This window comes from Paenibacillus sp. CB74 (assembly GCF_055687625.1).
Genome location: NZ_CM146009.1, coordinates 4,124,248 through 4,135,765 on the forward strand (window position 1 = coordinate 4,124,248; position 11,518 = coordinate 4,135,765).

Annotated in this window: 7 protein-coding genes; 1 reads left to right on the forward strand and 6 read right to left on the reverse strand. The window is 48.0% G+C overall.

All coding sequences use genetic code 11. The features are described from left to right. Nucleotide 1: 1 nt before the first annotated feature. Nucleotides 2-1,102: a Gfo/Idh/MocA family protein gene (locus ACX9NY_RS18340; protein ID WP_339239957.1), complete on the reverse strand. Its 1,101-nt coding sequence runs from the start codon at nt 1,100-1,102 to the stop codon at nt 2-4. 638 nt (nt 1,103-1,740) lie between these two features. On the opposite strand from ACX9NY_RS18340, the gene ACX9NY_RS18345 reads away from it, so the two are divergent. Next, the gene (locus ACX9NY_RS18345; protein WP_472474227.1) at nt 1,741-3,732 is read left to right on the forward strand and encodes a DUF4832 domain-containing protein; all 1,992 of its coding nucleotides are present in this window, start codon (nt 1,741-1,743) and stop codon (nt 3,730-3,732) included. 687 nt (nt 3,733-4,419) lie between these two features. On the opposite strand, the gene ACX9NY_RS18350 is transcribed toward ACX9NY_RS18345, so the two are convergent. The 5 genes from ACX9NY_RS18350 to ACX9NY_RS18370 all read right to left on the reverse strand — a co-directional run bounded on the left by ACX9NY_RS18350 (nt 4,420) and on the right by ACX9NY_RS18370 (nt 11,425). Continuing rightward, nucleotides 4,420-6,258 carry an ABC transporter ATP-binding protein gene (locus tag ACX9NY_RS18350; RefSeq protein ID WP_472474229.1) on the reverse strand — a complete coding sequence of 613 codons (1,839 nt, stop codon included), beginning with the start codon at nt 6,256-6,258 and terminating at the stop codon, nt 4,420-4,422. Further along, the gene (locus tag ACX9NY_RS18355) at nt 6,239-8,047 is read right to left on the reverse strand and encodes an ABC transporter ATP-binding protein (protein ID WP_339239953.1); all 1,809 of its coding nucleotides are present in this window, start codon (nt 8,045-8,047) and stop codon (nt 6,239-6,241) included. Before ACX9NY_RS18355 ends, ACX9NY_RS18350 begins: the two co-directional genes overlap by 20 nt. Before the next feature lie 351 nt (nt 8,048-8,398). Next, a complete protein-coding gene (locus ACX9NY_RS18360) occupies nt 8,399-9,262 on the reverse strand; it encodes a hypothetical protein (RefSeq protein WP_472474231.1) in 864 nt (287 codons plus the stop codon). A 262-nt stretch (nt 9,263-9,524) separates the two neighbouring features. Next, a complete protein-coding gene (locus tag ACX9NY_RS18365; protein WP_339239950.1) occupies nt 9,525-10,256 on the reverse strand; it encodes a nuclease-related domain-containing protein in 732 nt (243 codons plus the stop codon). A gap of 275 nt (nt 10,257-10,531) precedes the next feature. After that, nucleotides 10,532-11,425 (reverse strand): NAD(P)-dependent oxidoreductase, encoded by an 894-nt coding sequence (locus ACX9NY_RS18370; protein ID WP_472474233.1) that lies wholly within the window; start codon nt 11,423-11,425, stop codon nt 10,532-10,534. Between the last annotated feature and the right edge of the window lie 93 nt (nt 11,426-11,518).

The following is an 11,518-nucleotide window of genomic DNA, read 5'->3' on the forward strand; positions in this document are numbered from 1 at the left end:
CTCAGCCTGAAATTTCTTCTAAATAGACATACCGTTCTTCCAAAATGGATTTCTCTGCCGCCAGGGCAATAAGCAACGCGTTACGACCAACCTGTGCACTTGCAAAAGGCTGCTTGCCTTCCTGTACACATTTAAGAAAATCAATACGCTGAGTCTGTCCCCCCGTATGACCGCCCATAATGGAATCCGACGTCACATCAATCTCCAGATGATCCTTCGTCCAGTCCTGCCCGCCAACGATATCAATCGTCTTGTCATTACGGGCCACCATCTGACCGCCATTCTCTCCGATCAAGCCAATCTCAAGCCCTTCTCCCATCAGATTGCGCGGTTTCAGATACATGCATAGGCCCAGATTGGCCTTGCTGCCGTTATCATAATCAATGGTGATAAAGGCATGGTCGACGATGGAGGTATCCGAGATTTCTTTTGTCGGATAGTGACTGTATGAATTCTGAATCTGATTGCGCTCTCCTTGCTTCATCACATGCTGGCCTCCAGAGGCAAACACGCGGACAGGCTTCGCCTGGATCATCCAGTTGAAAATATCGAAGTGATGACAATCCTTCTCTACAATCGCTCCCCCGGACTTGGTTTTGTCATAGAACCAATCCGCAGGTGGGAACGGGTCTCGGAATTCTTTGCACCACATCAATTTCACTTCGCCAAGACGGCCGTTCTCCAATTCCTTCTCCATTCGGCGATACAGATTCGAATACCGATAAACCAATCCGATCTGCAATACCTGTCCCGAGGCTTCCGCCGCTTCTATAATGGCATCACAGTCCTCAATGGTATGGGCGACCGGTTTCTCCAGAAATACATGCTTGCCAGCTTCCAAAAAAGCGACCGCTACTTCACGATGCAGATAGTTCGGCACACTGATGACCACCGCATCCAAATCTTCCTTGGCAAGCAGTTCATGATAATCACTAACTATAGTGGGGTTACTGTTCTTGAGTTCAGCCAGTGTACGTGCCACATTGGCCTCATTCATATCACAGATATAACGAACCTCACTCTCTTCGAGCAAATCAAAACCAATGCAATGATGTGACCCCATGTCTCCTACACCGATAAAAGCCATTTTTATCTTCCCCATGCTTACACTCTCCGTTGCTCATAAATTTGCGGCAAATGCCTTGATACCAATTTGATGTAAAGAAATCTAACAAGACGATGACTATGTAACGATAGTAAAATAGTTTTATTTGCTTGTCAATTGGTTTTGGCTAGATTTTTAATTATTTTGCCGCAACATATCTTCAAGCGTTTTTGTATACAAATAAACTACTTAACTCTGAAAATATCGCAAATTAAGCGTTTACATTTTTATTTCTATGTCATATAATTTATTGTAATTCTATTTTTATTGCGGCAAAATTAACATTGAAATTATAAAAAATTCTGTTTTTTTTTCAATGTAGCACTCTTATTTTTAATAGAAAAATCAATAAATTCTGGAAAAAAATCTGTTGAATCTCCTCTATTCATCCCCTATAATGCAATTTAGACGCGGAATTCAAGAACTAATATCACATTTTATATTTGCCGCAAACTAATTCCCTCATCTTTTTAGTCATTTACCCTCACTTACTACCATGATTCTTACATACAACGTCATTATCGTACCGCTCCATGCGGATTCGAAAGGAGTTGAGCTTCCTTAACTGTCCCTCATGACATGAAGGTGTGACAGAACGAGTTATCATCCATAATCCATTATTCAGGAGGTATACCATGACAAGATTATTTGATCGAAGTAAGAGGAGCTTTGGACTATTTTTGGCTTTTGTCCTCATGATTACCCTACTTTTGCCTGCGGGAGCCTTACCCAAAGCCTCTGCTGCAACCATCACCATTGATGGCAATGTGAGCGACTGGAGCAGCGTTAGTGCTCTCACGACCAATAGCGGCACAGCCCAGACGCTTAAAGTAACAAATGATGGGACCAACCTCTATCTGCTCGTTCAAGGCTCTGGTCTTAGTACGGCGATGGGCAACTTCTGGATTAACACCGACAATAATACTTCAACCGGTTACCAGGCTGCGGGCTGGGGGACTACAGGTGTGGAGTGGCTCCTTGAAAATACGGGATTATACCGCTATGGCGGCAGCGGAACCGACTGGAGCTGGAATTTCAACAGCACATTAACAAGCTCCCAATTCTACCGTAGCTCCTCCATCATCGAGGTTGCTATTCCTCTCTCGACACTGCAAATCAGTGCAGGCAGTACAGTGCGAGTCGGGTATATTGATAACAGCTCGGATACATCCAGACTGCCCGCACCTGGACAAACACTGCCCGCTTATCTCCTGACCTCGTCTGGATCGGGCGGGGGTACGGGGAACAATACCGTGGTGAATCCTGTAGAGCTGGACAGCCCACTCAACAATCCATTCAAAGGCTGGGCGCCTTCGGCCAAGAGTACGACATATGCACAGCCACACAGGCTCGTATATGCCGGTGTAACCTGGAAGGAGCTGGAGTCCACCAAAGGCACCTATGATTTTAGTGCGATTGAAGCCACCAATAATTTTGCGTACTGGAAAAGTAAAGGCGTCAAAGTGGTGTTTCGCTTCATTCTGGACAGCCCAACAGGACAGGCTCATCGGGATATTCCCGACTGGCTCTACAATGACATGGTTGCCAGTGGAGAATCACCTGGAACCGTATACAACGATATAACCGGAGGCATGGGTACGGGCAACAACATGGGCTTCTCTCCCAACTACAACTCCACCTATCTGCAAGAACGGCACCAATTAGCCATCGAAGCCATTGCGGCAAGGTACAATACGAATGATCGTCCGGTCGCTTTTGTCCAGATTGGTTCCCTCGGTCACTGGGGCGAGTTCCATACATGGCCTTATGTCGGACCCAATGGTGAAACCAATTACACAGGCGCTTTCCCTACCAATGACATCTCGAACAAGTATGTTCAGCATTACATTGATGCCTTTGCTGGCAAAGAGGACAAAATGCAGGTTCTGATCCGCCGCAGTATCGCCTTGGCGAAAACCAACAATAAAGGCATGGTTATGGGCATGTTCAACGATGTGTTTGGACATAAAGACAGCTTCGATGCGGATTGGGGTTGGTACACGGGCACCCAGAATGGCTATTGGGATGACATTGGCCAGCAGCAACCAGGACACCCGAACTTCTGGGAAACCCGTATCTCTGGTGGAGAATTTTATGGCGGTGCCTCAGGAATGTTGGCATCCTTAACCTCCGGTAGCGGATTTACGGAAACATTGCGTCAAACGGAGCTAAGTAAACCAAGCTGGCTTGGACCGAATTCTCCGGCCTCACTCCCGCTGAATCATGCATTACAGGCCAATATCGATGCACTCAAGAAACGAATGGGTTACCACTTTGTCGTGAAGGAAATATCGCATCCATCCACCATTAGCGGAAGCACGTTTACCACAACGATTAAGGTGGAAAATAAAGGCGTACAGCATTTCCCGTTTGCTTGGCCGGTCGAGATTCAACTCCGCAGCGGCAATACCGTTGTTGCGAAGAAAACTACAAACGTTAATCTGACCACATGGAAAACGGGTACCTACACCTTGACCGACTCCATTTCTGTCTCCGGTCTTGCTGCTGGCACCTATGATATTGCGATTGCGATCATCGATCCATCAACAACTCAGCCTGGCGTGGACTTCGCCAATACGAATAAGCTGACAGACGGAGCATTTAAGCTGAGCAGTGTAACAAAGTAAATGTCAGGTTCAGATGCCGCGTTGTATAATGCGATGCATTTGTCAGTACATTTGTCAGTGCACTCGTCGGTGCATTCGCCATTGTACGTGTAAATTACAAGAGCAGGAAAGAAGGCATAATCCTCATGCCCTCCTTCCTGCTCTTCCTTTGATTGCACCGAGTGACCAACTCCACAATAGCTCGGCAGCTCGCTTTCCCTCGGGTCAACCCTTTTTAACTTATACTTTGATTTCCTCAGCTTCAGCTTCCGACAAGGGCAACTCGCAGGTAGGTCCGAACGCTAACGAACATCAGGCACCTTATTCGAGGTTTTTTAAATGATCTCAAAATGTAACGAACTTCAGAAGCCTTATATTCCGATTTCCAGGCCAGCATCAGCTTAAAACACGCTCATTCAGGTCAATAACATCTCTGTGGTTCGTTAGAATCTCACAACCTTTGTATCTCAGCAAATAGCGTCTGTCATGTTCGTTAAAGTTGTCGCACATATAAAAAAAGGATTGGGGCCCGTCCGGGTCTCCAATCCTTTTGTCAATATTGAGCCTTGTCCACGTTAACGTCCTCACCAGAATAAAAGGTACAGCTCAAGTCATTTCCCAAACTTGAGCGCAAAGGGATCGTCAGCAGGACCGATTCCTGTATTCCTTCGTCACGTTGCCTTCCTTTACTACACCTTACTTATTGCTCTATTGCGCCTTTTTACGCAACTGGCTGTAATACAGCTCGCTGTAGAAACCGCCTTGTTCCAGCAGTGCATCATGCGAGCCTTGCTCCAGTAGATGCCCATCCTTCAGCACCAGAATTCGGTCGGCCTGCCGGATCGTGTTCAGTCTGTGGGCAATGACAAAACTGGTCCGTCCCTGCATCAGACGTTGCAGTCCTTCCTGGATTTTAATCTCCGTAACAGTATCGATGCTACTCGTCGCTTCGTCCAGAACGAGGATAGAAGGGTCCGCCAGAATTGCCCGGGCAATGGCGAGCAGCTGCTTCTGTCCCTGACTAATGCCGCTCCCATCTGCCTGAAGCACCTTGTCGTACCCGTCCTTCATTCGCACAATGAACGAATGGGCATTCGCCAGTCGGGAAGCGGCTTCAACCTCTTCATCCGTTGCGTCCAGACGGCCAAACCGAATATTTTCCCGGATCGTACCCTGAAACAGGAAGGAATCCTGAAGTACAAATGCCATATGGGACCGCAGATTCTCACGTCGAATGCTGGTCATATCACGACCATCTACCGTTAATGTTCCACCTGTCGGATCATAGAAACGGGATAACAGCTGAATCAATGTTGTTTTTCCCGCTCCGGTCGGACCTACCAGGGCAATCATCTCACCCGGTTTCGCTTCAAAGCTGATATCATGCAAAATGTTACGTCCTTCATCGTATCCAAAGGATACTTTGTCGAAACGTACAGCTCCCTCCACCTTATCCAGAGATACCGCTGCCCCTTCATCCTTTGCTTCCTCATCTTCGTCCAGCACCTCGAATACACGCTCAGCCCCCGCAATTGCGGACAATAACGTATTCCACTGGTTCGCCAGATCGTTGAGCGGACGGGTAAACTGACGGGCATATTCCACAAAGATAATGATCACCCCGACCGTAACGGAACCCTGAATCGCCAGAATACCACCGATACCCGCAACAATTGCAAAGCTCAGATTATTCAATCCATTCATCAGTTTCGGAATAAAACCGGAGATGGTCTGTGCCCAGAATCCGGAAATCCGGATGCGGGTATTCCGTTCCTCAAAACCGCGAATCACCCGCTCCTCTTGGGAGAATGCCTTAATGATCTTTTGCCCGGATAACGTCTCTTCAATATAACCGTTAAGTTCACCCAGATTGCGCTGACGCTCCTTGAAGAGTGGTCCCGTTCTGCGTGTAATCCAACGCATACCAATGGCCATCAAAGGCACAACGATAAAGGTAAGCAGCGTCAATAGCGGGCTGAGCCACAGCATAACGCCAAACGTTCCGAGCAGCGTTAATACACTTGAGAAAATCTGGATCGCTGAGCTGTTCAACGTACCGCTGACATTCTCGATATCATTGGTTACCCGACTCATAATCTCCCCCTGCTGGCGTTTACCGAAGAATGGAATCGGCAACTTGTGCAGATGGGAGAACAGATCATACCGCATGCGGAACACAGTTTCCTGTGCAATTTCGATCATCCATATGTTTTGTAACCAGGATGTTAGAGAGAACAAGACGTACACTGCGGTTAATCCAATCAGAAACCGTGTCCAGCTTGAACCGGCTTCACCCGCGATGAAATCATCCACGGCCACCCCTACCATGTAGGGGCCAAGCAAAGCGAGTGCGGAGCTGGCAAGAACCATCAGCAATACCATGGACAGCTTGACCTTGCGCCGTGCCAGATAGGTCCAGATCCGACCAAGTGTACCGGACCAGTTCTTCGCTCTTGCCTTGGGTTTGCGACCACCGCCTGATCGTAACGTCTCCGGGTCAATCGGCGGTGGCGGCTGACGGAAAGGCTCAATGAATGCTTTGAACATGCTGTGCACCCTCCCCGTATTGTGATTCATGAATTCGACGATACAGCCCTGATGATTCCATCAGGTCTTCATGTTTTCCCTGTCCAATGAGTTGTCCATCATCCAGCAGCAGAATCAGATCCGCAGATGTCGTTGAACTGATCTTCTGGGTGATGATAAACGTCGTACACGACAATTCTTCCAGTGCATCCAGCAGTCTGCCTTCTGTCGCCACGTCCAGTGCGCTCGTGCTATCGTCCAAAATCAGAATACTTGGTCGGCGAACCAGTGCTCGTGCAATGGAAAGACGCTGCTTCTGACCACCGGAGAGATTGACGCCCCGTTGACCCAGCAAGGTATCATAACCGTTGGGTAAATTCTCAATTGTTTCGTGAATCTGGGCGCGCTTGGCGGCTTCCACGATCTCTTCCAATGTGGCATCTTCTCGGCCCCAGGCTATATTCTCCCGTATGGAACCGGTAAACAGCACAACCTCCTGAGGCACATAACCAATCGAACCACGCAGCATGGACAGATCCAGTTCTGTTGCATCCGTACCATCAATTCGGACCTTACCTTGATCCTCCGTGTATAACCGGGGAATAAGCTGCACCAGTGAAGATTTGCCTGAGCCTGTTGCTCCCATAATGGCAATACGTTCCCCCGCTTTTGCGGTGAATGTGATGTTGTCCAGCACTGTAATTTCACTATTCGGATAACTGAAACCTACGCTGCGGAATTCCACTGCACCCTGCACAGTGCGCTGTTTCTTCGCTGAGTATACAGATTGCGGAAAATGCGAAGATTGTACAGATCCAGCAGTTGGTGTAGTCGTTGATACCGCCTTATTCTGTTCAGTCTCTGACGTATCCTCCGTATTAAATACTTCATTCAGTCGTTGTGCCGAAGCGCTTGCTCTGGAGAACGTCACCAGAATCCATGATAATGCAGACATGGCACCAATGGTGCGAAGCAGATAGTTAATCACGGCGACCACTTCACCTACGGTTGCGTTACCGGAGGCGATGTCAACTCGTCCAAACCATAACACAGCGATGATACAGACATTCATCATCAGCAGCATGAACGGCATCGTGGTCTCCGTCAGGCGCAGTGCGGAGATTGTGCCTTTCATCAGCTTGCCGCTGAATCCGGCAAAGCGTTCAATCTCATGGCCCATCCGTACGAAGACACGGATCAGCCGAATGCCTGTCAGATTCTCCTGGATGACTCCGTTGACGGCATCCAGTCTGCGCTGCACATTGCGGAACAGCAGCGCTGCCTTTTTAATCATCCACACCACAACAATGAGCAGTACCGGCACCATGACAACCAGCAGCAAACCCAACCTCGGATTCACGATGACTGCCATAATCATGCTGCCAATCACCACCAGCGGTACACGTGTCATGAAGCGCAGACTCATGAAGACCGTGTCCTGAACTTGGGTCACATCCCCCGTTAATCGGGTGATCAGGGACGATGTCGCGAACCGGTTAAAGACGGCATAAGAGAACGTTTGCACTTTGTCATACAACTTCTCCCGCAGATCGTATCCAAACCCCAGGCTCGCATGGGATGCAAAGAACGAACTGGCAATTCCGGCAGCAAAAGCCACGACAGCACTGCCAACCAGCACACCACCCCATAACCAGACAACAGACAGGTCTCCCTGCTGAATACCATTATCAATGATCTTGGAGATCAGATAAGGCTGAGCCAGCTCCACCGCAAGCTCAATTAACATCATGACCAGGGCTGCAATCGCGGCAACTCGGTATTTCTTCAAGTAGTACAACAGCTTGATCATAAGCATTCCTCCGGCTCGGAGCACCCTAAACCGATAACACGTTCCAGCTCAGAGCCTCCATTAGACATGTTGATTTCTCCACTGCGTCCAATATGTAATCATTTCTATGTACACATATGGTTATTATAGCGTATTTTACAATGCCGCTTCTATTCTTATTACCCTACTTTTCCCAAACAACAAACTTATCATCATTTTGGCAGTAAAAAATGAAGCATCCCTTCGCTACAACGCATAGAACCCTAACCACCGATCATCCCGGTAGTCAGGGTTCTATGTGAGACCTAGGCATATAGCTCATTCGTTCAACGCATTCCAATTCTGTTCATCACTACTATGACTTTACTACTTTCACTTTCCGTAGATCTCCTCTACACGTTCTTCCTCATTTGTAGACAGCAGAACATTAAGCAGCCCCATGGTATTATTGGCATCACTTCTCGCCGTCTTATACATCTCGGCAAACGCCGCTTCATCCTGCTCCGGGTCCATCTCCGCAAGCTTGCCCCACGAAGTACGGGCTTTGTCGTATAGCGTACTAAGCGTGATGTCACGCGGATGCTGAGCAACAGGTGCCATGGATTCAAATTTTGCTGTCACACGGAAGAAATCCATAGAGTCCTGGAACGATGTACTGCTGTAATCCTTATTTTTTATTGCATCATCCGTAATCAACAGACCTTCACGGGCGATAAACAGCGTTTTCACCATGGCACGCTCCAGATTGGTTGCTTCTTCCCAAGTAACATAGGATTCATCAGGTGCTTGTACAGTTGTGAAATAAGGAAAGGCATCATCAATCAACCGCTGTGAATCGGAATGAATCGGCACCTCTGCGTTCATGTCCACAACAGCATCACTATAGTTGGCCACATTTATATTTTTGGAATCATTCTCACTAACCCGGCGCACCGGATGATCATTAAGCGGGATACGGATATATCCGAGCTTATCCGCATACTGCTGCTTCAACTCTTCCAGTGTAGAGTCCTTTCCAATCTTGCCGTCATCAGTCGAAGAAGATTCTTTGGCGTCTGAACCTGTCTCCTCACCAGCAGTCGAACCGTTTGCTGCCGTTTCGGTTACAGCAGCATTCGAGCTGCTTGTTTCGGATGATGATGACGCCTCTTTCGCTCCACCACCACAAGCTGTCAGTATCGCTGCCACACTGAACATAACCGTAAACGTCTTTATCGTATCATTCCATTTCATCATATGATCTTCCCCTATCGTATGTATATTCCTGAGAAACATTAACCTCTACTCCAACCCTTGAACAATTCATTTACAAAAATATCCTTTCAGATAACATAATCGATTCACAACTGAACACGTTCTACATTGTATCATAAGTCAAAAATGGGGTGTATACGACGATATACCTGTGTCTAAAGCCTTTTACTACTCGTGTATTAACTGACAAGATCGACACAAAAACACTGTCATCCGTATGGATAACAGTGTTCATGAAGTGTGATTATTTAATTCCTTTGGCCTTCTCCATGTGTTCTGACCGAATCTGAGGATCGGTCGAGTTCACCGATGATAAAAGGGCGTGAATCGCCTGAATATCCTTCTCTTGAAATACAGTCTCAGGAACTTCAGACTCAAGTCGTTCCGTCTTGCGCTGAATCGTCTCCACCAATTCATGGTCATAGATGATCAGTTCATCCGAATTCACATATCTTACAGCAGGATCAACACTGATCCGGCAACGGTTAGTGAAGGTCACCATGGAGACGAGACGCACTCTTTTGTAGTCTCCGAGGTGTGCATGAATGGCTTCCACATGTGCACGATGCTGCATGAGTGGATTGTACATTTTGACCCGGCTGCTGCTGACCGACCAATTGGCCTCTCTTCTTCCGCCGCGGATCTCACCTGTCGTCAGATTTCGGGTTTCGATTACAAAGATGGCCCGAGGTCCAATTACAACATGATCGATCTGCGAATAACCAGAGCGTGACTTCGGATTGGTAATAAGTAGATCGTTCAGCACTTTATACTCACTTGGAAGACCCATCAGCTGATCTGCTGTACTAGGCTCCTCCGGCGGGCGTGTCCAGTCCCCTTCCGCTTTTTTCTTGCGTTTACTGCGGACCATACGCGGAGGAATGGCTGTCGTCGATGGTAAAGCTGAAGCGGAGGCTGTAATCGGGTTCGCAAGCTCTGGCTGTGTCTTGAACAGAGACAGGATTTTCTTGAACATGGGCAAGCTCCGTTCTATTATAGTGTGGGTTACGGGTGACCATTACAGGAGGAATAACATCCTTTGACACATTCATTATGTAAACTTCTATTACTTATGTCGGATAAAGAGGGGTTAAAATAAAGGGTTAACGACCAAAATCTCTCTAATACGCAAAGTACATATGAACATTTAACCAATTCCGTGACTTTAGACGCATAAATAAGCCGTAAAATAAAAAAAACAGCGCAACCTTTCCTGAATCGAAAAAGAATGCGCTGCTGTTCTCTTGGTTGTTAAGCCTGAAGATAATAGGTGTAGAGGACCTGTGTCCCCTTCTCTTCCAGACTATTATTCGCTATTTCCTGGTACAGGGATTCGGCCAGAGCCAGCCCAGGCGTGTTCATGCCCATCTCTTTTGCAGACTCCAGTGCAATACCCATGTCTTTGATAAAATGTTTCACATAGAATCCAGGCTCATAATCGCCTGCGATCATGCGCGGACCGAGATTGCTGAGTGACCAGCTTCCGGCTGCCCCGGTAGCAATGCTCTTCAGCACGGTCTCCGCGTCCAGACCAGACGTCTTGGCATAGGCGAGTGCTTCGCATACGCCCATCATGCCAGAGGCAATGGCAATCTGGTTGCACATTTTAGTATGCTGCCCGGCTCCTGCCTTGCCTTGCAGCACAATGTTGCTGCCCATCTGCTCAAACAGCGGACGCACGGCTTCAAAGGCCGCCGAGCTTCCTCCAACCATAATGGACAGCTTGGCATTCTGCGCTCCGATATCGCCGCCCGATACAGGTGCGTCCAGTGCATGCAGTCCTTTGGCTTCCGCAGCTTCAGAGATTCTTGCCGCCAGAAGCGGACTGGATGTTGTCATATCAATCAGATATGACCCAGGGTTAGCATTGGCTACGAGACCATCTTCACCGAGATAGATCTCCTCCACATCCTTGGGATAACCCACCATCGTGATGATGACATCACACGCGGCAGCCAGTTTGCCTGGTGTATCATGCCATACGGCGCCTTCTTTCACTAACGCTTCCGCCTTGGCAGCGGTTCGCGTGTACACATGCAGCGGATATCCCGCTTGCTGGATGTGCCCAGCCATGCTTTTCCCCATCACGCCTGTACCAATAAAGCCAACTTTCGTCTCTCCAGGTGCCTTCGTTGTATTTGTCATCGCAGGTTTCCTCCCTATTTTCCCTATTTCTCTATGCTTCGCTCAGTGCTTGTCTTCGACATTGCTATATCTGTATGTTATAGCTTTCTGGTT

Coding starts and splice junctions, on each gene's coding strand:
- ACX9NY_RS18345 (WP_472474227.1), top strand. CDS start 1,741: ATGACAAGATTATTTGATCGAAGTAAGAGGAGCTTTGGACTATTTTTG.
- ACX9NY_RS18340 (WP_339239957.1), bottom strand. CDS start 1,102: ATGGGGAAGATAAAAATGGCTTTTATCGGTGTAGGAGACATGGGGTCA.
- ACX9NY_RS18355 (WP_339239953.1), bottom strand. CDS start 8,047: ATGATCAAGCTGTTGTACTACTTGAAGAAATACCGAGTTGCCGCGATT.
- ACX9NY_RS18360 (WP_472474231.1), bottom strand. CDS start 9,262: ATGATGAAATGGAATGATACGATAAAGACGTTTACGGTTATGTTCAGT.
- ACX9NY_RS18370 (WP_472474233.1), bottom strand. CDS start 11,425: ATGACAAATACAACGAAGGCACCTGGAGAGACGAAAGTTGGCTTTATT.
- ACX9NY_RS18350 (WP_472474229.1), bottom strand. CDS start 6,258: ATGTTCAAAGCATTCATTGAGCCTTTCCGTCAGCCGCCACCGCCGATT.
- ACX9NY_RS18365 (WP_339239950.1), bottom strand. CDS start 10,256: ATGTTCAAGAAAATCCTGTCTCTGTTCAAGACACAGCCAGAGCTTGCG.